This window comes from Corynebacterium sp. HMSC062E11, assembly GCF_001811845.1.
Classification (GTDB): domain Bacteria; phylum Actinomycetota; class Actinomycetes; order Mycobacteriales; family Mycobacteriaceae; genus Corynebacterium; species Corynebacterium hesseae.
Window position 1 is genome coordinate 1 of the sequence record NZ_KV806784.1, and the last position, 21,211, is coordinate 21,211.

Genomic DNA, 21,211 nt, shown 5'->3' on the forward strand with positions numbered 1-21,211 from the left:
CCACACCGCTACCATTTCAGTCTTCTGAACACTGCCCCCGCAGGTATACTAACCGCCATTAGCTCAATGAGGAGGACACCCACCATGGCCAACCAGAGACGCCGCGACCAAATCGCCGCCGCCGCACTCGACCTCTTTGACCAGCGCGGCTACCACGCCACCGGCATGGAGGACATCGCCAAAGCCGTCGGCATGCGCGCCTCCAGCCTGTACAACCACTTCTCCTCCAAACAGGAGCTCCTCGCCGAAGTCACCATCACCGCCATGGAGGACCTCCTTCGCGCCAACGCCGCTTGCCTCGCCGGGCTGAAAGACCCCCGCGACAAGCTCGTCGCCACCATGAAAGCCCACGTCATTTACCACGCCACCCACGCCCGGCGCGTCCGCGTGGTCAACAACGAGCTCACCAACCTCGAAGAGCCCCACAAATCCGTCGTCCTGCAACTGCGCCGCGATTATGTCGCCCGCTGGATGGCCGTGGTCAACGAGGGCGACTTCCACGCCGAAAACCTCAAAATCGCCTGCTGGGCGCTCATTGATATGGGCATCGGCGTCGCCCAATGGTTCAGCCCCGACGGTGACTACACCGCCGAGGCTTTGGGTGATATGTACGGCCAGTTCGCCCTGCGCCAACTTACCTAAGAACTCACCTAGGGCGCGCAGCCAATCTGCTGCTCTTCCTCACGTCCATCCGGGTACTGCACGCGCACGCGGGAGTAGACCTCGGCGTGGTAGCCGCACGCCACGCGCTTGTCGACGACCACCTTCACCCGATCCTCATTGAACGTGCCCTCCGCGCAATTGGGGTCACAGTCATTCTCGACGGCCACGCCGTCTGCCTCCGCGGAATCGTCTCCCCAGCGCTGCCAGTCCAACTCGTTGACCAGGTAGTTATTATCCGCGCACGCTAGTGAGATGCGGTCCGGGCCCTCCAGACCCGTCACGGACACGCAGTCCAAGATGGCGGTGGCATCGATCGTGGTTTCCACGTCCGGGCCTACCAGGCCGACTACGCGCACCAGCTGGCCGGTGGCGGGCAGGACGGAGAAGGAGACGCGGTCGGAATCGCGAATCACGGTCACCAGCTGGTCCTCGCCTTCGCCCTCGACGGTGCCGACCTCGTTGCCGTCGGCTTCCGCCAGCATGTCATAGGCAATCTTTTGCTGCTCGCTGCTCAAGCCCGGCTGGAGCAGCAGCTCCAGCGCGCCCAGCGCGCGGTTCGGGAAGGAATCCGCCAGCTTCTCCAGCCCGGCGCGGTCGGACGCGATGACGAGGTCCTCCGGGTTAATGGAAGGCTGCGGGTCAAAACCCGGCACTTCGCCCTGCGAGGAGACCTCCACGGCTCCCCCGGCATCCACCGCGTACTCGGTGATTGCCGTGGCATCGCCGAGCGTATCGACGCGCTTCATGTATTCCTTCGCGGTCACGCCCTTATCCACGGCATCGGGCTGGGTTGCGGCTGCCTCGCCGGCCTGGGTCAGAATCTCCGCGGCCGAGGCCACGGGTTCCGAATTATTGAGCAGCGGGAAGGCACCACCGATGAGCGCAAGCACCGCGACGGAAGCCGCCGCTATTGTCCACGTGGGCCGGCCCTTCGTTATCTTTGCGAGGGTCTCTTCGGAGCGGGCGAGGGAGGCGTCGTCAAGCGCTGTGTCAGGAACGGGGTTGGCGGCGCGGAGCATATCGAGAGAGCTAGGCATCGGTTTCTCCTGTGAGTTCGGAAAGGTGGGTACGCGCGCGGTGCAGGCGAACGCGCACGTTATTGCGGGAAATGCCGAGGACCTCGGCGATATCGGGGTGGTCGAGTCCCTCCCAGGCGTGGAGCGTGAGAATCTCGCGCTCCGCGTGCGGAAGCTGCATCAGCGCGCGAGTGATGTCGAGGTTGGCATCGACGGCGTCATAGCCGGCATAGGATTCCAGCTCATGATCATCGAGGTTCTCCGTCTCCCGGCGGGTGCGGTAGAACTCGCGCATCACGTTGCGGGCGATGCCATAAAGCCACGGCAGCGGCGTGCCGCGCAAGGAGTCGAACCCGGACCAGGCCCGCTCGAAGACGTCGGCAGCCAGCTCTTCGGCGTGGCTCGGTGGGACGCGGCGGCGCAGATACGCCAGCACCGCCGGGTAATGCTCGCGAAACAGGCGGGAAAACTCCCGCTTACGCGAACCAGGCAAGGTAAGGACAGACACTAATAAAACTCCAGAATGCTAATGGGCTCACTGAGTATGTTGCACTAGACGCCCGAGCGTTACAGCACAGCAATGAAATGGTTTACTAAAGGGGATGGAACCACTCGAGCTCTCCGCCCTGACGGGCACGCAATCGCGCACCTACGGCACGCGCAAGATCACCAAAGACATGATCTCAGCACCCGTGCATGTGGCTATTGCGCTGTGGGATGAGCGCTGGGATTCCGCCGAAAACGGAACTGTCGACGGCTGGGTCATCGCCGTCAACACCAAGAAGACGCGCTTCGTGCGCAAGGGCCAGATTAAAAAGGGCGACATCGTTGAGGTGGCCGTCCGCGAATTCGAAAAGGCCACCAAGGGGCTCCGAGGACGCAGGTGGATCGTCACCGGGCGCCGGCAGGCGGGGTTGCGGGTCGCGCTGGAAAAGCGTGGCTATGCCGTGACGGGGAGTTTTGCGGAGGAGAATAGGGCGTCGAAAAGCGCCAGCTCCGTGCGGCGCAAGCAGGCCGGAATCACCGCGCGCCGCGCCAAGAAGGAAGGCGAGGCCCCGCGCAAGAAGCAAGTAGTAAAGGTGGACACACCGAAGGCGCACTGGTGGCCGAACTTCTCGACGGCCTCCTCCTGGCCCGAGGGGGCCACCGTGCGCATCGCCACGGACGCCTCCTCGGACACGGTTTTCAAGGGCTCCATGTGCTTCGTGGCCAGCAACGGCGACTACCGGTTGCGCACGCGCAAGACGACGGCCAGCACCGATGAGCTCGAGCTCGAATCCCTCACCTTGGCGCTGAAATACCTGCTCAAGGTCGGTGCAACCAAGGCGATCATCGAGTCGGACTCAGTAGCTGCTCTGGAAGCGGTGGAGCAGATTCGGAAGAAGGGCTCGAAGGCGATGCGCTCGCGCGGGGTGTGGCGCGGGCTGTCCTCGGGCTCGCGCTCGCGCTTCCAGCAGGCGTGGCATGACGTGGAAGGAGTCTGCGAGGTGACCATCCGCCGCGTGTTGGGGCATGCGGGCGACCCGCTGAACCGGGCTGCGGATCAGATTGCGTACATGGGCCTGCGGGCGATTGCGCATCCAATGAAGCAATCGCAGGCAACGCTCAAGGAAGGAATCACGAAGGCGTTGGCCAAGCTCTAATTCGGGCTTTGGTTCACTGGTGACATAGGCTAAGCCACATGAGCAATCCCTTTGACCCCACCCCTTTTGAGGAGCCGGACAAGCCTCTCCCCGGCCGTGGGTCGAATCCTTTCGCGGAACCCGCGCGCGAGTCAGACGCGAAGCCTTCGGCGAACCCTTTCGTTGACTCGTATGAGGATCCGAGTGTGGAGCCCTTTGCTGAACCTATCGCAGAGCCCTTTGCCGAGCCGGAGCGCACCTACGCCCCAGCTCCGCTGCCTGACCATGCCCCTGCCCAGCAGCCAATGGAAGGCACGATCCACAGCTTCTCCCTTTTCAAGGGGCTATTGAGTCTGTTCTCGCTCCTCGTAGGCTTCACCGGAATTACTGACGGCGATGTGTCAATGGGCATCGGCTTCGCCTTGCCCGGCGCCTGGTATTTCATCAAGTCACTACAGCAGAAGGCCAACCCAACCACGCCGCAAAAGCGCCATTGGTTTGTCATTTGGCTCATCGCCATCGTGCTCATGTTCTTCGGCGCCTAGTCCATAGGCCACTGCGCGACGACCCGCCGCCACACAATGCGCAGCAGCGAATGAGGAGTCGCCACCACCTCGCGCAGGTAATTCCATGGGCGGTCTTTCCGCGGGGTGCCAACACCATGCATGCGAACCCGAATCCCCAGGTGCCAGGCCCACAGGCGGGTGCGCAGCACGTGGAAGTCATTGGTCACGACGCGGAAATAGTCATAGTCCGGGCACAGCGCGTGGGCGCGCTCAAGGTTTTCGTTAGTGCTGGTAGCCAGCGGCTCCACACGGATCCGCTCTGGGTCCACGCCCCGCTCGATGAGGTAGCGCGCCATCGGCTCCGCCTCCCCGAAACCGGACACGATGATCGGCTCCTCCGGCAGCACGCGCGCCAGCACCACCGCGCGGTCCAAGCGGCTGCGCAGGAGCGAACCGGGCTCGCCGCCCTCCACGCGCGCGCCCAACACCAGAAGCGGAAACTGCATGCCCGCTAGCTTAGCGTGCATACTAGTCAGCATGAGCATGTGCGTAGTCGGTTCCATCAACGCTGACCTCGTGGTCCACACAGCCCGGCACCCGCAGCCGGGCGAGACCCTTCTGGGCAGCGGCGGCACCATCACCGCGGGCGGTAAAGGAGCGAACCAGGCGGTCGCTGCCGCCCGTCTGGGTGCTCAGGTCAGCTTCGTCGGCGCGGTGGGCAGCGATGCCTACGCCAAGCCTGCGATGCACTACTTGCAGGCCAGCGGCGTGGACCTCACGCACGTCGAATCCAGCGAGGAGGTGACGGGCTTGGCGGTCATCACCGTGGACAAGCAGGGCGAGAACACCATCATCGTGGTGCCGGGGGCCAATGCGCTTGTCGACGCTCCCTTCGTCACCACCCACTCCTCCCCCATCACCGAATCGGAACTCATTCTGCTCCAAGGCGAGGTTCCGGCGGAGGGTTGTGCCAAGGCTATCGAGCTGGCGAAGGGGCGCGTCGTGGTCAACCTCGCACCGGTCATCGAGGTTGAAAAGGAAGTGCTCCTGCGTGCCGATCCGCTGCTAGCCAACGAGCACGAGGCCGGGCTCATCCTGGAGCAGTTGGGATTGAGCAGCGAGGGCGCGCCGGAGGAGCTGGCGCGGCGCCTGACGGAGGCCGGCTTTGCCTCGGTGGTCCTCACGCTGGGTGCGCGGGGAGCCCTCGTGGCCGAAGGGGCTGAGCTTGTTGACGTTCCCTCCCCGCAGGTCACCGCCATCGATACGACCGGCGCGGGTGACGCCTTCGCCGGCGCGCTGTGCGCCCGGTTGCTCCACGGCGATGACCTCGTGGAGGCCGCCACCTATGCCGCTCGAGTTGGGGCTTACGCCGTCACCGGAGAAGGCGCGCAGGCCTCCTACCCCGATCTGAAGAGCAAGCTCCCCAGCTGATTACTCCCCGAGGAGCTGGGAGCGCAGGTTCTCGTCCTTCTTCTCCACCTCGGCGGCCATGTTCTCTTGGTAGGCCACCATGTTGTCCACCAGTGCCGGGTCACCCGCGGAGAGAATGCGCACGGCAAGCAAGCCGGCATTCTTCGCTCCGCCGATGGAGACGGTGGCCACCGGCACGCCGCCCGGCATCTGCACGATGGAGAGCAGCGAATCGAGCCCATCAAGATCCTTCAACGCGCGCGGGATGCCGATCACCGGAAGCGGCGTGGCCGCGGCGACCATGCCCGGCAGGTGAGCCGCGCCACCGGCGCAGGCGATGATGGCCTTGAGGCCGCGCTCGTGCGCGGACTTGGCATAAGCCAGCATCTTTTCCGGGGTGCGGTGCGCGCTGACAACGCCTACCTCGAAGGGCACGCCGAACTCAGCGAGCACCTCTGCGGCGGGCTTGACGGTGGGCCAATCGGAATCAGAGCCCATAATCAGGCCGACGAGTGGTTCCATAAAACTCTCCTTAGTAGATAGGTTTCACGCTCGCTGCGGGCTTAAGCCCACTGCGCGTGGACGAGGAAGTGGGCGGCATCGTGGGCGATGCGGCGGGTTTCCGCCACGTCCTCACCGACTACGTTGACGTGGCCAATCTTGCGGCCCGGCTTGTGGTCCTTTCCATAGAGGTGGACCTTCGCCTCTGGGTAGCGCTCCATCACTTCGCGAACGCGCTGCGGCATGGGCATCTGCGGATCTTCTTCGGCGCCCAGCACATTAGCCATCACCGTGACCGGAGCCAGGGCTGCGGTAGAGCCCAGCGGCAAGTCCAGTACGGCACGCAGGTGCTGCTCAAACTGGGAGGTCACGCAGCCATCCTGAGTCCAGTGGCCGGTATTGTGCGGGCGCATGGCCAGCTCGTTGACGGCGATATCCTCCTCAACAATCGCGCCCGGCGCGCCGGAGGCGGAAGCAATGATGGAGCCGGCGTCTTGCTGCGTGGCGAAGGCAAAGAGCTCCACCGCCAGCACGCCGGTAACGCCAAGTTCGGTGGCCACCTTGATGCCCACCTGCATGGCGCGCTCGGTCAACTCCGGCGAAAGGTTCGGGGCGGGGGCAAAAGCCTCGGCGCAGATGCCGTCCCGTTGCACGGACTCGGTGACCGGCCAGACCTTCACCTCGCCGGAGGGGCGGCGGGCGACGAGCACGGACAGCTCGCGGGTGAGGTTGACCTTTTCTTCGGCCATGAGCGGGGTATCGGCCGCAAGCAGCTTAGCGACGAGCGGCTCCAGCTCCTCCGCGGACGGGAACCACACGCCATGGCCGTCGTAGCCGCCGCGGCGGGCTTTGAGGCACACGAAACCGTCGACAAGCGCGGCGAAGTCCCGCGCATCCTCCACCGATTCGATGGCGGCAAAGCGCGGCACTGGGGCGCCCAGCTCTGCCATTTTCTGGCGCATGAGCAGCTTGTCCTGCGCGTAGAGGAGGGCGGAAGGCTGGGGCTGGACGTTGAGGCCGTCGGCGATGAGCGCCTGCACGTGCTCGGCGGGAACGTGCTCGTGCTCAAAGGTGATTGCATCCGCGCCTTCTGCGGCGGCGGTGAGCACGTCGAGATCGTGATAGTCACCGAGAACGACGTCCGGGATCACCTGTGCGGCGGACTTTTCCGGAGCGGAGGCCAGCACGCGCAGGTGGATGTCGAGCTCGGCGGCGGCCGGCTGCATCATGCGTGCAAGCTGGCCGTCTCCATAAACAGTAACGAGGGGTTTGTGTTGTTCACTCACTCTTCCAATACTAGCCTTGGGGCCATGATCGTCCGGCATACCATCTTTCAGAACTCCCTCATGACCGCCCTGTTGGATGGCATTTACGACGGCGAAATGACCATCGGTGAGCTCTTGGGCAAGGGCAACTTCGGTATTGGAACCTTCGATGCGCTGGACGGAGAGATGATCATCCTCGACGGGGTGTGCTACCAGCTGCGCGGCGATGGCACCGCAACGGTCGCTGACCTAGACCAGGGCACGCCCTTTGCGGTGGCCACTAACTTTGTCCCCCGTATTAAGGTGGCCGCGCCCAAGGGTCTGAGGCGCGAGGAGCTTTCGGCATTCATCGATGAGGTGGAGCCTTCCGCCAACTTCATGTACGCGGTGCGCATCTCTGGGCGGTTCAGCAACGTGGTGACCCGCACGGTGGTCAAGCAGAGCAAGCCCTACCCGCCGATGGCGCAGGCGGTGGGCGGTGACAAGGAGCTGCGCTTTGACTACGTCGAGGGCGTCATCGGCGGTTTCCGCACGCCGGTCTTTGAGAAGGGAATCTCCGTTCCCGGATGCCACGTGCACTTCATCGACGCTGCGCGTACCTCCGGAGGGCACGTGCTGGACTACACGGTGGATGAGGCCATGATTGATCTCTGCCCCGGAACGGACCTCGATCTGCGTCTGCCGCTGACCCACGAGTTCCGCTCCGCCAACTTGGCGCCGGAGGACCTGGACCAGCAGCTGCATACGACGGAGATTAAGGACTAGCCCCAGACCGGTTGCTCGTTGAGGATGTCTTCGACGCGCTTTGCTTTGGGGATGGAGGGGAAATACATCGGCTTGTCATAGCCGTGAAGTGCCAGCGAGATCCCACCGCGGCGGCGGCGCGCACCGCGGATATCGGTGAGCGGGATCGAATCAACGCGCTTGCCTTCGCGGGCGATGACGCGCAGGTTGGTCACGATGAAGCGCTTGCGGCGGGCTTTGATGAGGGGAAGGACAAAGCGCCAGACGGCAAGCAAGGCCCATATAGCTACCAGGCCATTGCGAAGCGCCAGGTCAATGCCGTTATAGTCACACCAGCCGATGGCGATCCAGCACACCCCGGTAATCACGACGAGCTCTAGAAAAGGAAAGAGCAGCGTGCGAAACGGGGCGGTCATGTCAGCGCGAACAACTTCGCCGCGGCCCATCTGCATGAGGTTCATGGGGCTCATGGTACCTCCCGTCCACGTACACTCCATTCCTTCCCTGCCCACGGCTGGCTCTGGGTTATTGTGGCAAGGGACACCGCAAATGGCATCTCACAGAAGGCATTAGTCAAAAGGCGCCTTTGGGGCCAAAGACACCTTTTGCGGGTCTGTAGATGGCGTTTTCAGGGGCAAAGACGCCTTTTGACTAATGCCATTTGATAAATGCCTTTTGACAGACGCCATGTGGAAAGCACCGTAACTGAGTGCCCTGGATGAGTGCCCTAGTTGTGCCCTGGTTGAGTACCTCGCCACTTGGCTCCGCTAGGAGGAGCCGTGGAAAAGACGCGCGCCGACTTATTTATCAGCCGGGCGCAGGTGGATGACATCACCGGCGGAGTAGTACTCGCCGCCGACGTTGATGCGGCCGTCGTCAGCCACGCCCTCGACGGTGCCGATCACATCGCCCGTCGGGGCTTCGAGGCGAACCTCCTGGCCAATGGAAGAACACACCTTGCGGTAATCAGCCATGAGCTGTGGGTCCTGCTGCTCCCACTGGGTGATGCGGCGGCGCAGGTTCTTCAGAACGGTGATGGCCAGCTCAGTGCGGTCGGTATCAAGCCCTTCGAGCGCAAGCGAAGTCGCGGCCTCGATGGGCAGTTCCTCCCGGGTCAGGGTGACATTGATGCCCATGCCCACGACCACGCGTGCTGAAAGCGGGTTAGCGGCTTGAGTCTTGGGCGCGACCTCAGCCTTGTTGATTTCCGCTTTGTTGATCTCAGCCTTATTAACTTCAGCCTTATTGATCTCGGCCTTATTAACTTCAGCCTTGTTGATTTCGGCCTTGTTCACCTCCGCCTTCGAGACTTCAGTCTTCGGAGCGGACTTGAAAGCCTCCCCCACAGGGCCGGCTTCCGCGAGGATGCCGCACAGCTTCTTGCCATCGATGTGCACGTCATTGGGCCACTTGAGCACCGCTCCCTCGACCGAGTCGGTCACGGCCAAACCGGCAGCCAGGGGCAGGGTGCCAAGGTGCTCTAGCGACTCCGGGAGGATCAGTGCGGAAAAGATAAGCTGCGCCCCCGCCGGGCTCACCCACTGGCGGCCCAAGCGGCCTTTGCCGGCCACCTGTTCGTCGGCAAGCAGTACGGTGCCATCAGCCACCTTCTCCGCCTGCATGAGATCGGTATTGGTGGAGCCAGTGGACTCGGTGAAATCGATGACAGCGAAGTCGTCACTCAACGCCTCGCGGATGCGGTCCATATCAAGTGCAGTCATGCACCCTAGGTTACCCGCCGGGCAGTGGCCTTCTAGACGTGACTAAAAGTAATCCGGATTGGCCAGAATTGTGTGTGCGGTGGCCTCGTCAAGACAGGTGGTCAAGACCGCTTGCGGCAAAGCATGGGTTACCTGTTCAGGAGTAACGGAGATCTGCCGAGAATCCGCTAGGAAGGACACGGTATCCTCAACCAGCTTGTCGTAGTCCGCGCGCTCTTTCGCACCGAGGCTATCTGGTTTCCCTTCAGTCACCAGCACGTAGCGGATCTCCGGGGCGACCCACTTACACACCCACTCGCCGTATTCTTGCGCTTCCGAATCCGAGAGGTCCAACCCCATCCGTTTCATGCTGGCGCGCATGGTGGCGCGATCAACCTTGCCGTTGTCCACCAGTTGTGAGCGCACCTTTGATGAGTCCACGGTGTCGCCGAAAATAGCGCGGAACACAGTATCGCGCTGAGCCGCGGAAGGCGAAGTGGACTGCGTCGAAGACGCGTCAGCGGTCCCAGTGGAAACAGTTGTTAGCGGTGTGAAAGCCTCTGCAGATTCCGTACTAGAGCAACCAACCAAGAGCACTGCGAGGAGCGGGGCGAACTTCTTCATAGCGAATTCCAGCCTAATCCACGTGCCGCCGGGTGCTAGTGTGTGTCCATGGCAAAGGTCACTTTTGAGAACGTCGGCATCACCTATCCCCGCGCCGAGAACCCCACGGTCAAAGACCTCAATCTCGAGATTGCGGATGGCGAATTCCTGGTCCTCGTCGGACCGTCCGGCTGCGGTAAGTCCACCACCCTGCGCGCCCTCGCGGGACTCGAGCCTGTCTCCAGCGGCCGCATCCTCATCGACGGCAAAGACGTCACGGGGCTGGAGCCCGGCGAGCGCGATATCGCCATGGTCTTCCAGAATTATGCGCTTTACCCGCACCTCACCGTGGCCCAGAACATGGGATTTTCCCTCAAGCTGGCCAAAATGCCCAAGGCAGACATCAAAGCCAAGGTCGAGGAAGCCGCCAAGACCCTCGGGCTCACGGAGTACCTGCAGCGCAAGCCCAAGGACCTGTCCGGTGGTCAGCGCCAGCGCGTGGCCATGGGCCGCGCCATCGTGCGCGAGCCGAAGGCCTTCCTCATGGATGAACCCCTGTCCAACCTCGATGCCAAGCTGCGCGTACAAACCCGCGCGGAGCTGGCCAGCCTCCAGCAGCGCCTCGGCACCACCACCGTCTACGTCACCCACGACCAGGTCGAGGCCATGACCATGGGAGACCGCGTCGCCGTGCTCAAAGACGGCGAACTGCAGCAGGTCGCCCCACCGCGCGAGCTTTACGACGCCCCCGCTAACGAGTTCGTCGCCGGCTTCATCGGTTCCCCCTCGATGAATATCTTTGACTACAACGGCGGCCGCATCGGCGTTCGCCCCGAAAAGCTATTCATTAATAAGGGGCCGGTGGGCTTCCAGGGAACGGTGGAGTTCGTGGAAGAGCTGGGCTCGGAATCCTTCGTCTACGCCATGGTGGGCGAGCAGCGCTTCGTTGCCCGCGCGAGCGACAACGTTCCGCAGCGCGGCGACACCGTCGTCCTCACCTTCAACCCCCGCGAGGCCCACCACTTCGATCCGGAAACCGGCCAGCGCATCGAGGCTTAGGCAGTAGCGTTAACAGGGGTAGCTTCACCCCCGTTTGAAGTGAATTAAAAGCCAAAACCACGTGCCTTGTGGGGATGATCCCCTATTTTGAAGTCATCAGAAGTTTTCCGAAAGGTGAATACTCCATGAAGAAGCCGTTTCTCCCTAGCTCGCTGCGTTCTGTCCGCCGCGGCGTAGTCGTCACCACCGCTGCACTCGCGTTGACCTTGGCAGGTTGCTCGTCGGGTGACGAGGGGTCGTCGTCAAGCGCTGGCTCCGATGCCTCCTCCACCGATGGTGGCGGCCGCGGGCCCATCACCTTTGCCATGGGCAAGAACGACACCGACAAGATCACCCCCATCATCGAGGCATGGAACGCCGAGCACCCGGACGAGAAGGTCGAGCTCAAGGAGCTCGCCGGCGAGGCCGACGCGCAGCGCGAAACCCTCGTGCAGTCCCTGCAAGCGGGCAACTCCGACTACGACGTCATGGCGCTCGACGTGGTCTGGACCGCGGACTTCGCCGCTAACCAGTGGCTGGCACCGCTGACCGGTGACCTGGAGGTTGACACCTCTGGCCTGCTGGAGCCCACCGTGGAATCCGCGACTTATAACGACACCCTCTACGCGCTGCCGCAGAACACCAACGGCCAGCTACTCTTCCGCAACACCGAGTTGGCGGACAAGGCTCCGGAGAAGTTCGAGGACATCGCGTCTGCCTGCGAGGCCATCAAGGACGATGCGTCCTGCCTGACCACCCAGCTCAAGCAGTACGAAGGCCTCACCGTCAACACCGCCGGCTTCATCGAGGGCTGGGGCGGCTCCATCTTGGATGACGAGGGCAACGTGACCGTTGACTCGGACAAGTCCAAGGAAGGCCTGCAAGCGCTTGTCGACGCCTACGAGGACGGCACCATCTCCAAGGACTCCACCGCCACGACGGAGGAGGAGACCAACTTGGCTTTCACCGAGGGCAAGACCGCATTCGCCATCAACTGGCCGTACATGTACACCAACGCTGAGGAAAAGGGCGTCAAGTTCGAGGTCCAGCCGCTGGTGGGCAAGGACGGCGTCGGTGTTTCCACTCTGGGTGGCTACAACAACGGCATCAACATCAATTCCGAGCACAAGGCTACGGCCCTGGACTTCATGAAGTTCATCATCAACGAGGAGAACCAGAAGTCCTTCGCTGAGGCTTCCTTCCCGCCGGTACTGGCTTCCATCTACGACGATGAGTCCCTGGTGGAGGAGTTCCCGTACCTTCCGGCCCTGAAGGAATCCCTGGAGAACGCCGCACCGCGTCCGGTTTCCCCGTTCTACACCGCCATCTCCAAGGCCGTGCAGGATAACGCTTACGCGGCATTGACCGCGGGCAAGTCCGTCGACGACGCAACGAAGGACATGAAGGCAGCCATCGAGGCAGCCGCGCAGGGTTAATCTTCCCAGCGTGAATGGGGCGCGAGTAAGTCCACGAGACTTGCCCGCGCCTCTTTCTTTGATCTGGCTTTGATCTGGGTGCTCGTGCACAGAGGATGTCTCAGCCACCCGCTATGATTTTCCCCAACCCCCGATAAACCCCTCCCCCTATTAATCAGAAAGGCAGGCACCGCATGGCTGGAGCACCGGCTACCGCGCAGCCCCGCAGACAGTATCTGCGCGTCGCTGCGCTCATCGCACCGGCGCTGATAGCGCTGGCCGTGGTCATCGGCTATCCCATCGTGCGCGCTGTGATGTTGTCCTTCCAGGGCAACAAGCGGCTTAACCCGACCACGGGTGTATTCGAGGAAGGCTCATTCGCAGGGCTCGAGAACTACCTGTACTGGCTCACCAATAAATGCATGTCTGCCACCGGCCAGGCCACCACATGCCCGGACGGCGTCATCGCCACCGATTTCTGGCCAGCGCTCAAAATCACGCTCTTCTTCACCGTGGTCACGGTGGCACTGGAGACGATCTTGGGCATGTTCATGGCGCTGGTGATGAACGGCGAGTACCGCGGGCGCGGCCTCGTGCGCGCGGCTGTGCTGGTGCCTTGGGCCATTCCCACCGCGGTGACTGCGAAGCTGTGGCAGTTCATGTTCGCGCCGGACGGCATCATCAACGCGCTCATCGGCTCGAACATCGCGTGGACCACGGACCCGTTCTATGCCCGCCTCGCGGTCATCATCGCCGATGTGTGGAAGACCGCCCCGTTCATGGCGCTGCTCATCCTGGCCGGCCTGCAGATGATCCCGCGCGATGTCTATGACGCGGCCCGCGTGGACGGTGCCTCGCGCATCCAAACCTTCTTCACCATTACCCTGCCGCTGGTGCGCCCGGCGCTCATGGTGGCCATCCTCTTCCGCACGCTGGACGCGCTGCGCATGTACGACCTGCCGGTCATCATGATCTCCGCTTCCTCCAACGCGCCGACGGCCACCATTTCCCAGCTGGTGGTGGAAGACATGCGCCAGGGCCACTTCAACTCAGCCTCCGCGCTGTCCACACTCATCTTCCTGCTTATCTTCACCGTCGCGTTCATCCTCGTTCGCTTCCTCGGCGCTGATGTCTCCGGTACTGCTCGCCAGAAGAAGGAGAAGAAGTCATGAAAAAGATCGGACACTACCTTGGCATCCTCTTCATCATGTTCTGGGGGCTCGCGCCCTTCTACTGGATGGTCGTCACCGCCCTGCGGCACAAGTCCCATACTTTCGACGCCACTCCGTGGCCCACGCACGTGACCCTGGATAACTTCCGGGACGCCCTAGCCACGGACAAGGGCAATGACTTCCTCAATGCGCTGGGGAACTCTTTGATCATTTCCTTGGTCACGACCGCGGTGGCGGTCCTTATCGGTGTGTTTACCGCCTACGCCTTGGCACGCTATGACTTCCCGGGCAAAGGTATTGTCACCGGCATCATCCTGGCCGCCTCGATGTTCCCGGCCATCGCGTTGGTGACCCCGCTCTTCCAGCTCTTTGGCAACCTCGAGTGGATTGGCACCTACCGCGCGATGATCATTCCGAATATCTCCTTCGCGCTGCCCCTGACTGTCTACACACTGCTGAGCTTCTTCCGTCAGCTGCCCTGGGAGCTGGAGGAAGCTGCCCGCGTGGACGGCGCTTCCCGCGGTCAGGCTTTCCGCCTCGTGCTCCTGCCCCTGGCCGCGCCCGCGCTGTTTACCACCGCCATCATCGCTTTCATCACAACGTGGAACGAGTTCATGCTGGCCAAGCAGCTATCCACCACTGCTACTGAGCCGGTGACCGTGGCTATCGCGCGTTTCTCGGGCCCCTCGGCCTTCGAGTACCCCTATGCCGCCACCATGGCCGCGGGCGCGCTGGTAACGGTTCCGCTCATCATCATGGTGCTCATCTTCCAGCACCGCATCGTCGCCGGCCTCACCGCCGGAGGTGTCAAGGCTTAATGCGCCGTGAACTGCTATGGGACACCGCGCTGGGATTCGTTGGCTTCTTTGCCTTCCTAGCGCTGGTGCAAGCAGTCCTCAATCTTTTTCACCCCTCCCCCGCCATCTGGCCGGGGCTCCTGGCGGGCGCGCTGTGCCTGGCGGAGTTTCTGCTGTGGCGGGCCAAACGGAAGGATCTCCGATGACCTGGCACAATAACGCCATTTTCTACCAGGCCCTCGTGGGCTCGTACAAGGACACCCACGGCGAAGGCGTTGGCACGCTACGTGGAGTTATTGAGAAGCTAGATTACCTCAAGTGGCTCGGAGTGGACTGCCTGTGGCTCTCCCCCTTCTATACCTCCCCGCTGCGCGATGACGGCTATGACATCGCCGACTACTACTCCATTCACCCTGACTACGGCACGATGGAAGACTTTGACGAGCTCGTCACCGAACTTCACGCTCGTGGCATGCGCCTCATGACGGATTTGGCTTTCAACCACACCTCTACCGATCATCCGTGGTTCCAGGCCTCCCGCACCGATCCGGAAGGCCCTTACGGCGACTATTACGTGTGGGGCGATGATCCCCTGCGCTACCCCGAGATCCGCATTATCTTCACCGATACGGAAACCTCGAATTGGGCATGGGACCCGGAGCGCAAGCAGTACTACTTCCACCGCTTCTACTCACACCAGCCGGACCTAAACTACGACAACCCGAAGGTCCACGAGGAAGTATTCAAGATTCTTTCCTTCTGGCTAGATAAGGGCGTGGACGGCTTCCGCCTCGATGCCATCGCCTACCTGTACGAGCGTGATGGGGTGGGCGGCGAGTCTCTGCCGGAGACGGTCGAGTTTGTGGAGAAGGTCCGCGCCTTCATCGACGAGAATTACCCCGAGGCCATCATGATCGCGGAGGCTAACCAGCCGCCCGAAGAAACCATGGAGTTTTATGGCACGGGCAATCGCTTCCACATGGTGTTCAACTTCCCAGTGATGCCGCGGCTTTACCAAGCCCTCGCGCTGGGGGACGCCACACCGGTCTACGACATCATGGCGGAGCTTCCGGAGCTTCCCCAGGGTTGTCAGTGGGGCACCTTCCTGCGCAACCACGACGAGCTGACCCTAGAAATGGTCGACGAGGACCAGCGCGCCATCATGTACGAGCACTACCTGCCGGATGAGCAGATGCGCGCCCACGTGGGCATCGCGCGGCGCCTCGCGCCGCTGTTGGGCAATGATTACCGCAAGATTGAGCTTTTTTATTCACTTCTCATGACTCTGCCGGGTGCGCCCTTCCTGTATTACGGCGATGAGATTGGTATGAACGATGCCCCCGAATTGCCCGACCGCGATGCCGTGCGCACGCCCATGCAATGGGAGCCCGGTGAGGGCGCAGGTTTCACTACATCCGCTCACCCGCGCCGTCCCATCGTCGGCGGCGTAGGGGTCTCAGTGAAAGAGCAGCTTGCCGACGACTCCTCGCTCCTCCACCGCCTCCGCGGTCTAATCCAGCAGCGTAAGGCACATCCGGAACTCGGCACCGCACCTTTCGAAGCCGTGGAAACCGGTCAGACGGGCGTTCTGGGATTCCAGCGCGGTGAGTTGTTGTGCCTCCATAACTTCACGGATCAGACCGTCGACCTAGGCCCTGTGGAGCTCGGGCCCTATGGCTACGCCTGGCTGCCCATTGAGGCTTAAAAAGGCGCTCGTTTCTCACCTCATATTTCGCGCTAGGTTAACTGAAAGTTAACTCGCCGTGAACGAAAGCTAGCTTTTAGAGAACTTTACCTATATAGTTGGTTTAACCCCATGATGCGGACGGCCGCATCATTACGACAAGAAATAGAGAGGTGAGCCAAATGAATACCCTGACCGGATTCCTTTCCGCCATCACTAACGAATTCAAGAGTGCCACCGGAATCAACCTTGACACGGTGCACCCGGCGCCGCTGGTATCGCAGATCGCCGAAGATCTGCACAAGCACGGCCTCGTCCCAGCCACCCGCACCGACATCGAAGAGTCCTACGCGGCGCTGACCAACTCCTTTCCCAGCGAAGAGGATCTCACAGAGGTTGAACTCTTCCTTTACAACCTCGGCTGGCTAGCCGACGCTCCAGATAAAGCCGCTTAACTCAAGCCTCGCCCCCGCCTCCAGGGAGCGAGGCTTTTCTTTTACCCGCACCAGCCAATCCCACCAATACCACGCCAATTACACTGGCAACCATGTGCCCGACACACCATTCCCGAGGAAACCCTCACCTTTTTCATCCCACCTACCTGCACAAACGCGGGCTGTGAGAGAAATCACCCGATCGCCGCTATACATTCCTATACAAAACTTCTCTACACTGTCGAAACATGACTATTTCCTCACATTTGTCGGAGCTTGACTCCCTGAGCGCCGACACCACCGCAGGCAAGATCGCTGAACTGAAGAGGCGTCGCGAAGCAGCGGCGCAGCCCATGGGTGCAAAAGCCCACGACAAGGTCCACGCCCAGGGCCGCCTCACAGCCCGGGAGCGCTTGGACTACCTCCTCGATGAAGGCTCCTTCGTGGAGACCGACATGCTCGCCGTGCACCGCACCACGGACTTCGGGATGGGCAAGAAGCGCCCGCTGACCGATGGCATCGTCACCGGTTGGGGAACCATCGACGGCCGCGAGGTCTGCATCTTCTCCCAGGACGGAACCGTCTTCGGCGGCGCCCTCGGCGAAGTCTACGGCGAGAAGATGATCAAGATCATGGAGCTGTCCATCACCACCGGCCGCCCGCTCATCGGACTGTACGAGGGCGCCGGCGCCCGCATCCAGGATGGCGCCGTGTCCCTGGACTGGATTGCCAAGACCTTCTACCAGAACGTCAAGGCCTCCGGCGTCGTCCCACAAATCTCCGTCATCATGGGTGCTTGCGCCGGCGGCAACGCCTACTCCCCCGCACTGACCGACTTCGTGGTGATGGTGGATGAGAAGTCCAAGATGTTCGTCACCGGGCCCGACGTCATCAAGACCGTCACCGGTGAAGAAGTCAGCCAGGAAGAACTCGGCGGCGCCGGCGTCCACATGCATAAGTCCGGCACCTCGCACTACACCGCTTCTAGCGACGAGGAAGCGCTCGATTGGGTACACGACCTACTGACCTACCTACCCTCCAATAACCGCCAGCTGACCCCGGTTGAGCCCTACGAGGAGCTGGGCGAAGAAACCGTCGACGACCTCGTGCTGGATAGCATCATCCCGGATTCCCCGAACCAGCCCTATGACGTCAAGGAGATCATCGAGGCTCTCACCGATGACGGCGATTTCCTGGAGATCCAAGCCGACCGCGCCGATAACGTCGTCACCGCCTTCGGCCGCATCGAAGGGCGCACCGTAGGGTTCGTGGCCAACCAGCCCCAGGTCTTCGCCGGCTGCCTCGACATCAATTCTTCGGAGAAGGCCGCGCGCTTCGTGCGCACCTGCGATGCCTTTAATATCCCGATCATCATGCTGGTCGACGTCCCCGGCTTCCTCCCCGGCGCCGACCAGGAACACGATGGCATCCTACGCCGCGGCGCCAAGCTGCTCTACGCCTACGCCGAAGCCACCGTTCCGAAGATCACCGTCACCCTGCGCAAGGCCTACGGCGGCGCTTACTGTGTGATGGGCTCCAAGGGACTGGGAGCGGACGTCAACCTGGCCTGGCCCACCGCCCAGATCGCGGTCATGGGCGCTGCCGGCGCCGTCGGTTTTATCTACCGCAAGGAGATCAAGGCAGCCCACGAAAAGGGCCTCGACGTAGCTGAGCTGACCAAGTCCTTCGAGCGCGAGTATGAAGACCACATGCTCAACCCGTATAAGGCAGCGGAGCGCGGGCTTATCGACGCCGTCATTCTCCCCTCTGAAACCCGCAGTGCAATCGCCAAGAATCTGCGCTTCTTCACGGACAAGAATGTGGCCCGCCCGGCACGCAAGCACGGCAACATCCCGCTTTAGGCTGCGCTCGGAACGAGCGCAGCGTAGTGCAGCAGACGCACTGTATTACACTAGTGTCCCATGACTGACTTGAAGACGACCGCTGGCAAGATCGAGGACCTGAGCGCTAAGCTCACCGAGTCCCGGGCGCCGCAGGGAGAGGTTCCTGCGGCCCGCAGCGCCATCGAGGCGCTCTTTGACGCCGGATCCTTCGTGGAGACCGACGCGCTCGCTCGCCACCGCTCCACCGAGTTCGGCCGCGAGCACATCCGTCCTTACACCGATGGCGTCGTCACCGGCTTCGGCACTGTCGATGGCCGCAAGGTCTGCGCCTATGCGCAGGACGCCTCGCTTTTCGACGGCACCATGGGCGAGGTCTATGGCGAAAAGGTCACCAAGCTTTATGACCTGGCCATTAAGACCGGCGTGCCCATCGTCGCACTCGTCGCCAGCGATAAGCCCCGCGCCCAGGAGGGCATTGTCTCCTCCGCCATGCAGGCCCGCATCCTGGCCCGCGCCACCACCGCTTCCGGCCTCATCCCGCAGGTCACGGCGGTCTACGCGGACTCCAAGGAGGCCTCGCTGGTGGCTGCGCTGTCGGATGTCGTCATTGCTCCGGACGGTGACCTGCAGGCGGATGGGGAGCACGAGGTGAACGTCACCAAGCGCGTGCTCTCCTACCTGCCTTCCAATAACCGTGCCGCCGCTCCCCGCACCGAGGCCACCATCGTTGCGGGCTCTGTGGAGGAGAACATTACCGACGCCGACCACGCCCTCGATACCCTCGTGGGAGATGACGGCGCCGTCGATCTCGCCGACGTGGTCACCGCCACCTGCGAGGATGTTTTCGAGCTCGGCGCCCAGGTGCGCGGTGTCTTCACCGGCTTCGGTCGCGTGGAGGGCCGCACCGTGGGCATCATCGCCAACCGCGACTCCTTCGATGCGGAAGCTGCCGCTAAGGCCGCGCGTTTCATCCGCCTCTGCGATGCCTTCAATACCCCCATTATCGAGTTCGTCGACTCCCCGGCGCTGGATGTGGAGAAGGCAGCGCTGGCCAAGCTGGTGCACGCCTACTCCGCGGCGAGCGTAGGCAAGATCAGTGTCATCGTCCGCCGCGCGCACGGCACCGGCTACATCGCTTTCGGCTCCAAGGAACTCGGTGCGGACCTGTCCTATGCGTGGCCGACGGCCGAGATCTCAGTGGCCGATGCCCCTGCACTGGCCGCAGAGCTAGAGCTGAGCGAGGAGGAGGCCGCCGCCTACCTGACCCCGTACCAGGCCGCTGAGCGTGGTCTCGTCGATTCCGTCATTACCCCGGCAGCCACCCGCGGCTCCCTCATCGAGGGCCTGCGCCTGCTGGATCGCAAGATTATTCCAACCCTGCCGAAGAAACACGGCAATATCGTTTTGTAGAGGTTTCCCTATGACCGCTTCCCTGTTTACCGTTCTGCGCGGCAATCCCACCGACGCTGAGGTGGCGGCCCTGTCCACGGTGCTCAGCCAGCTCGACTCTGAGGCGCGCGCCAAGGCCGCCGATACCCGCTCCGAGCGCGACCTGTGGGGCCAGCCGGGTGACGTATTCAACCCGTCCGCCTTCCGCAACGTCCGCTACTACTAAGCGCATGCGCCTGGTTCTAGCTTCCCAGTCCCCCTCCCGCCTGTCCATCCTGCGGGGTGCGGGCGTGGAACCCGTCATCGCCCCGGCCCACGTGGACGAGCGGGCCATCGAGGAGCGCCTGGCGGGTGCTGAGCCCGCCGAGATCGTCTGTGCGCTGGCTACTGCTAAGGCAGAGGCTATTGCTCCTGACTATCCCGAGGACGTCGTGGTGGGCGGGGATTCCATGCTGCTTCTCGACGGCTCCCTCCAAGGCAAACCCCATACCCCCGAGGCCACCGTGGAGCGCTGGCACGCGCAGGCCGGGCGCGCCGCGGAGCTCATCACCGGCCATTGCGTGCTGCGGGGCGATAAGCGCTTCGTAGAAGCCTCGCGCACGACGGTGCACTTTGCCCAGGCTTCGGACGCCGATATCGAGGCCTACGCCCGCACCGGCGAGCCACTCGAATGCGCCGGCGCCTTTACCTTGGAGGCCCTCGGTGGCTGGTTCATCGACCGCATTGAGGGCGATCCCTCCTCCGTTATCGGCCTTTCGCTACCAGTGCTGCGCCGCGCGCTGTATTCCTTTGGGCTCAACGTTTCCGATTTCTGGGCTCAGCACTAATTCTGGGCGAGCCCTTCTAGTTCCGGGCGAACCTTCCAGGTTCGCCCCTTTCAAGGTTCGCCCCCTCTGGTGGCCGTGGCGCCACATGGCTAGAGTGGGGCGGCATGGAAATGAAAGATATGCTCGCTCCCCCGCCCATCAAGCTGCCCGCCGATCCGGGTGCTGACAGCACCTCCAATCTCACCGCAGGAATTGTCACCCACCCGGATTCCCCGCTGCTCTGGGCTCTGCTGGCGGAACAGGAACTAGACAAGAACAAGGGTGCTGAGCCCACCGCTTTCATCACCGCCTACGCCTATGCGCGTACCGGCTACCACCGCAGCCTCGACCGCCTGCGCGGCAATGGTTGGAAGGGCTGGGGCCCTGTCCCCTTCTCCCACGAGCCCAACCAGGGTGTGCTGCGCGCGATTGCCGCTCTGGGCCATGCTGCGAAGGCCATCGGTGAGGACGCGGAGTATGACCGCATCCGCCAGATGCTTTCCGACGCCGACTCCGAGTCCGTCGCCGCGCTGCTGGACTAAGCAGCTCGGCCAGCCCGACTGGCTAGGAACAACGCCGCTCTGCTCGCCGCGTAAACCGCG

The 21,211-nt window shown here is 62.6% G+C and carries 25 protein-coding genes; 17 read left to right on the plus strand and 8 right to left on the minus strand.

The genetic code is table 11. The features are described from left to right. Positions 1-84: 84 nt before the first annotated feature. Positions 85-642, plus strand: coding sequence for a TetR/AcrR family transcriptional regulator (locus HMPREF2822_RS04050; RefSeq protein ID WP_070521308.1), 558 nt, complete (start codon positions 85-87; stop codon positions 640-642). Between the two features lie 8 nt (positions 643-650). On the opposite strand, the gene HMPREF2822_RS04055 is transcribed toward HMPREF2822_RS04050, so the two are convergent. Next, positions 651-1,700, minus strand: coding sequence for a hypothetical protein (locus HMPREF2822_RS04055; RefSeq protein ID WP_070521311.1), 1,050 nt, complete (start codon positions 1,698-1,700; stop codon positions 651-653). Further along, complete coding sequence (locus HMPREF2822_RS04060) at positions 1,693-2,187, minus strand: RNA polymerase sigma factor (protein WP_070521314.1); 495 nt, start codon at positions 2,185-2,187, stop codon at positions 1,693-1,695. The genes HMPREF2822_RS04055 and HMPREF2822_RS04060 overlap by 8 nt, the downstream gene beginning before the upstream one ends. A 94-nt stretch (positions 2,188-2,281) precedes the next feature. Here HMPREF2822_RS04060 and HMPREF2822_RS04065 point away from each other — a divergent pair, with 94 nt between their 5' ends. Further along, positions 2,282-3,322, plus strand: a complete 1,041-nt coding sequence (locus tag HMPREF2822_RS04065) for a ribonuclease HI (RefSeq protein ID WP_070521316.1) — start codon at positions 2,282-2,284, stop codon at positions 3,320-3,322. Between the two features lie 38 nt (positions 3,323-3,360). After that, on the plus strand, positions 3,361-3,846 hold the full coding sequence (locus tag HMPREF2822_RS04070) for a hypothetical protein (RefSeq protein WP_070521319.1): 486 nt from the start codon (positions 3,361-3,363) through the stop codon (positions 3,844-3,846). Here the strand turns inward: HMPREF2822_RS04070 and HMPREF2822_RS04075 are convergent. Next, on the minus strand, positions 3,843-4,313 hold the full coding sequence (locus HMPREF2822_RS04075) for a YdcF family protein (RefSeq protein ID WP_070521598.1): 471 nt from the start codon (positions 4,311-4,313) through the stop codon (positions 3,843-3,845). The two genes, HMPREF2822_RS04070 and HMPREF2822_RS04075, sit on opposite strands and share 4 nt — an antisense overlap. A gap of 31 nt (positions 4,314-4,344) precedes the next feature. Between HMPREF2822_RS04075 and HMPREF2822_RS04080 the strand changes: the two genes are divergently transcribed. Beyond that, entirely contained in the window at positions 4,345-5,238 is an 894-nt protein-coding gene (locus tag HMPREF2822_RS04080; protein ID WP_070521322.1) for a ribokinase, read from the plus strand. On the opposite strand, the gene purE is transcribed toward HMPREF2822_RS04080, so the two are convergent. Both purE and HMPREF2822_RS04090 read right to left on the minus strand, forming a co-directional pair. Further along, complete coding sequence (gene purE, locus HMPREF2822_RS04085) at positions 5,239-5,739, minus strand: 5-(carboxyamino)imidazole ribonucleotide mutase (RefSeq protein ID WP_070521325.1); 501 nt, start codon at positions 5,737-5,739, stop codon at positions 5,239-5,241. Between the two features lie 41 nt (positions 5,740-5,780). Then, positions 5,781-7,043: a 5-(carboxyamino)imidazole ribonucleotide synthase gene (locus HMPREF2822_RS04090; protein WP_070521327.1), complete on the minus strand. Its 1,263-nt coding sequence runs from the start codon at positions 7,041-7,043 to the stop codon at positions 5,781-5,783. Between HMPREF2822_RS04090 and budA the strand changes: the two genes are divergently transcribed. Further along, entirely contained in the window at positions 7,029-7,748 is a 720-nt protein-coding gene (budA, locus tag HMPREF2822_RS04095) for an acetolactate decarboxylase (protein ID WP_070521330.1), read from the plus strand. The genes HMPREF2822_RS04090 and budA overlap by 15 nt on opposite strands. Here the strand turns inward: budA and HMPREF2822_RS04100 are convergent. The 3 genes from HMPREF2822_RS04100 to HMPREF2822_RS04110 all read right to left on the minus strand — a co-directional run bounded on the left by HMPREF2822_RS04100 (position 7,745) and on the right by HMPREF2822_RS04110 (position 10,051). Further along, the gene (locus HMPREF2822_RS04100) at positions 7,745-8,188 is read right to left on the minus strand and encodes a hypothetical protein (protein ID WP_070521601.1); all 444 of its coding nucleotides are present in this window, start codon (positions 8,186-8,188) and stop codon (positions 7,745-7,747) included. The two genes, budA and HMPREF2822_RS04100, sit on opposite strands and share 4 nt — an antisense overlap. A 339-nt stretch (positions 8,189-8,527) precedes the next feature. After that, the gene (locus HMPREF2822_RS04105) at positions 8,528-9,448 is read right to left on the minus strand and encodes a biotin--[acetyl-CoA-carboxylase] ligase (RefSeq protein WP_070521333.1); all 921 of its coding nucleotides are present in this window, start codon (positions 9,446-9,448) and stop codon (positions 8,528-8,530) included. A 42-nt stretch (positions 9,449-9,490) separates the two neighbouring features. Continuing rightward, on the minus strand, positions 9,491-10,051 hold the full coding sequence (locus HMPREF2822_RS04110; protein WP_070521336.1) for a hypothetical protein: 561 nt from the start codon (positions 10,049-10,051) through the stop codon (positions 9,491-9,493). A gap of 48 nt (positions 10,052-10,099) precedes the next feature. Between HMPREF2822_RS04110 and HMPREF2822_RS04115 the strand changes: the two genes are divergently transcribed. The 12 genes from HMPREF2822_RS04115 (at position 10,100) to HMPREF2822_RS04170 (ending at position 21,151) form a co-directional block, all read left to right on the plus strand. After that, positions 10,100-11,089 (plus strand): ABC transporter ATP-binding protein, encoded by a 990-nt coding sequence (locus HMPREF2822_RS04115; protein ID WP_070521338.1) that lies wholly within the window; start codon positions 10,100-10,102, stop codon positions 11,087-11,089. Between the two features lie 125 nt (positions 11,090-11,214). Beyond that, on the plus strand, positions 11,215-12,504 hold the full coding sequence (locus tag HMPREF2822_RS04120) for an ABC transporter substrate-binding protein (RefSeq protein ID WP_070521341.1): 1,290 nt from the start codon (positions 11,215-11,217) through the stop codon (positions 12,502-12,504). 173 nt (positions 12,505-12,677) lie between these two features. Beyond that, positions 12,678-13,655 (plus strand): carbohydrate ABC transporter permease, encoded by a 978-nt coding sequence (locus HMPREF2822_RS04125; RefSeq protein ID WP_070521344.1) that lies wholly within the window; start codon positions 12,678-12,680, stop codon positions 13,653-13,655. After that, positions 13,652-14,473 carry a carbohydrate ABC transporter permease gene (locus HMPREF2822_RS04130; RefSeq protein ID WP_070521347.1) on the plus strand — a complete coding sequence of 274 codons (822 nt, stop codon included), beginning with the start codon at positions 13,652-13,654 and terminating at the stop codon, positions 14,471-14,473. Before HMPREF2822_RS04125 ends, HMPREF2822_RS04130 begins: the two co-directional genes overlap by 4 nt. After that, on the plus strand, positions 14,473-14,658 hold the full coding sequence (locus tag HMPREF2822_RS04135; RefSeq protein ID WP_070446358.1) for a hypothetical protein: 186 nt from the start codon (positions 14,473-14,475) through the stop codon (positions 14,656-14,658). Before HMPREF2822_RS04130 ends, HMPREF2822_RS04135 begins: the two co-directional genes overlap by 1 nt. Next, the gene (gene treS, locus HMPREF2822_RS04140; RefSeq protein WP_070521349.1) at positions 14,655-16,157 is read left to right on the plus strand and encodes a maltose alpha-D-glucosyltransferase; all 1,503 of its coding nucleotides are present in this window, start codon (positions 14,655-14,657) and stop codon (positions 16,155-16,157) included. The genes HMPREF2822_RS04135 and treS overlap by 4 nt, the downstream gene beginning before the upstream one ends. 161 nt (positions 16,158-16,318) lie before the next feature. Next, the gene (locus tag HMPREF2822_RS04145; RefSeq protein WP_070446363.1) at positions 16,319-16,591 is read left to right on the plus strand and encodes a hypothetical protein; all 273 of its coding nucleotides are present in this window, start codon (positions 16,319-16,321) and stop codon (positions 16,589-16,591) included. A gap of 227 nt (positions 16,592-16,818) precedes the next feature. Next, on the plus strand, positions 16,819-18,432 hold the full coding sequence (locus tag HMPREF2822_RS04150) for an acyl-CoA carboxylase subunit beta (RefSeq protein WP_070521352.1): 1,614 nt from the start codon (positions 16,819-16,821) through the stop codon (positions 18,430-18,432). Positions 18,433-18,492: 60 nt separating this feature from the next. Continuing rightward, a complete protein-coding gene (locus tag HMPREF2822_RS04155; protein WP_070521355.1) occupies positions 18,493-19,824 on the plus strand; it encodes a carboxyl transferase domain-containing protein in 1,332 nt (443 codons plus the stop codon). Positions 19,825-19,834: 10 nt separating this feature from the next. Next, a complete protein-coding gene (locus tag HMPREF2822_RS04160; RefSeq protein WP_046647024.1) occupies positions 19,835-20,029 on the plus strand; it encodes an acyl-CoA carboxylase subunit epsilon in 195 nt (64 codons plus the stop codon). Between the two features lie 4 nt (positions 20,030-20,033). Continuing rightward, positions 20,034-20,630: a Maf family protein gene (locus HMPREF2822_RS04165; RefSeq protein ID WP_070521357.1), complete on the plus strand. Its 597-nt coding sequence runs from the start codon at positions 20,034-20,036 to the stop codon at positions 20,628-20,630. Between the two features lie 104 nt (positions 20,631-20,734). Beyond that, positions 20,735-21,151: a DUF3151 domain-containing protein gene (locus HMPREF2822_RS04170; RefSeq protein WP_070521360.1), complete on the plus strand. Its 417-nt coding sequence runs from the start codon at positions 20,735-20,737 to the stop codon at positions 21,149-21,151. The last annotated feature ends 60 nt before the right edge of the window (positions 21,152-21,211 follow it).

Bases quoted from the DNA above. Each gene is read 5' to 3' on its own strand.
- HMPREF2822_RS04050 (WP_070521308.1), top strand. From the start codon at position 85: ATGGCCAACCAGAGACGCCGCGACCAAATCGCCGCCGCCGCACTCGAC.
- HMPREF2822_RS04055 (WP_070521311.1), bottom strand. From the start codon at position 1,700: ATGCCTAGCTCTCTCGATATGCTCCGCGCCGCCAACCCCGTTCCTGAC.
- HMPREF2822_RS04065 (WP_070521316.1), top strand. From the start codon at position 2,282: ATGGAACCACTCGAGCTCTCCGCCCTGACGGGCACGCAATCGCGCACC.
- HMPREF2822_RS04070 (WP_070521319.1), top strand. From the start codon at position 3,361: ATGAGCAATCCCTTTGACCCCACCCCTTTTGAGGAGCCGGACAAGCCT.
- HMPREF2822_RS04075 (WP_070521598.1), bottom strand. From the start codon at position 4,313: ATGCAGTTTCCGCTTCTGGTGTTGGGCGCGCGCGTGGAGGGCGGCGAG.
- HMPREF2822_RS04080 (WP_070521322.1), top strand. From the start codon at position 4,345: ATGAGCATGTGCGTAGTCGGTTCCATCAACGCTGACCTCGTGGTCCAC.
- purE (WP_070521325.1), bottom strand. From the start codon at position 5,739: ATGGAACCACTCGTCGGCCTGATTATGGGCTCTGATTCCGATTGGCCC.
- budA (WP_070521330.1), top strand. From the start codon at position 7,029: ATGATCGTCCGGCATACCATCTTTCAGAACTCCCTCATGACCGCCCTG.
- HMPREF2822_RS04090 (WP_070521327.1), bottom strand. From the start codon at position 7,043: ATGCCGGACGATCATGGCCCCAAGGCTAGTATTGGAAGAGTGAGTGAA.
- HMPREF2822_RS04100 (WP_070521601.1), bottom strand. From the start codon at position 8,188: ATGAACCTCATGCAGATGGGCCGCGGCGAAGTTGTTCGCGCTGACATG.
- HMPREF2822_RS04105 (WP_070521333.1), bottom strand. From the start codon at position 9,448: ATGACTGCACTTGATATGGACCGCATCCGCGAGGCGTTGAGTGACGAC.
- HMPREF2822_RS04110 (WP_070521336.1), bottom strand. From the start codon at position 10,051: ATGAAGAAGTTCGCCCCGCTCCTCGCAGTGCTCTTGGTTGGTTGCTCT.
- HMPREF2822_RS04115 (WP_070521338.1), top strand. From the start codon at position 10,100: ATGGCAAAGGTCACTTTTGAGAACGTCGGCATCACCTATCCCCGCGCC.
- HMPREF2822_RS04120 (WP_070521341.1), top strand. From the start codon at position 11,215: ATGAAGAAGCCGTTTCTCCCTAGCTCGCTGCGTTCTGTCCGCCGCGGC.
- HMPREF2822_RS04125 (WP_070521344.1), top strand. From the start codon at position 12,678: ATGGCTGGAGCACCGGCTACCGCGCAGCCCCGCAGACAGTATCTGCGC.
- HMPREF2822_RS04130 (WP_070521347.1), top strand. From the start codon at position 13,652: ATGAAAAAGATCGGACACTACCTTGGCATCCTCTTCATCATGTTCTGG.
- HMPREF2822_RS04135 (WP_070446358.1), top strand. From the start codon at position 14,473: ATGCGCCGTGAACTGCTATGGGACACCGCGCTGGGATTCGTTGGCTTC.
- treS (WP_070521349.1), top strand. From the start codon at position 14,655: ATGACCTGGCACAATAACGCCATTTTCTACCAGGCCCTCGTGGGCTCG.
- HMPREF2822_RS04145 (WP_070446363.1), top strand. From the start codon at position 16,319: ATGAATACCCTGACCGGATTCCTTTCCGCCATCACTAACGAATTCAAG.
- HMPREF2822_RS04150 (WP_070521352.1), top strand. From the start codon at position 16,819: ATGACTATTTCCTCACATTTGTCGGAGCTTGACTCCCTGAGCGCCGAC.
- HMPREF2822_RS04155 (WP_070521355.1), top strand. From the start codon at position 18,493: ATGACTGACTTGAAGACGACCGCTGGCAAGATCGAGGACCTGAGCGCT.
- HMPREF2822_RS04160 (WP_046647024.1), top strand. From the start codon at position 19,835: ATGACCGCTTCCCTGTTTACCGTTCTGCGCGGCAATCCCACCGACGCT.
- HMPREF2822_RS04165 (WP_070521357.1), top strand. From the start codon at position 20,034: ATGCGCCTGGTTCTAGCTTCCCAGTCCCCCTCCCGCCTGTCCATCCTG.
- HMPREF2822_RS04170 (WP_070521360.1), top strand. From the start codon at position 20,735: ATGGAAATGAAAGATATGCTCGCTCCCCCGCCCATCAAGCTGCCCGCC.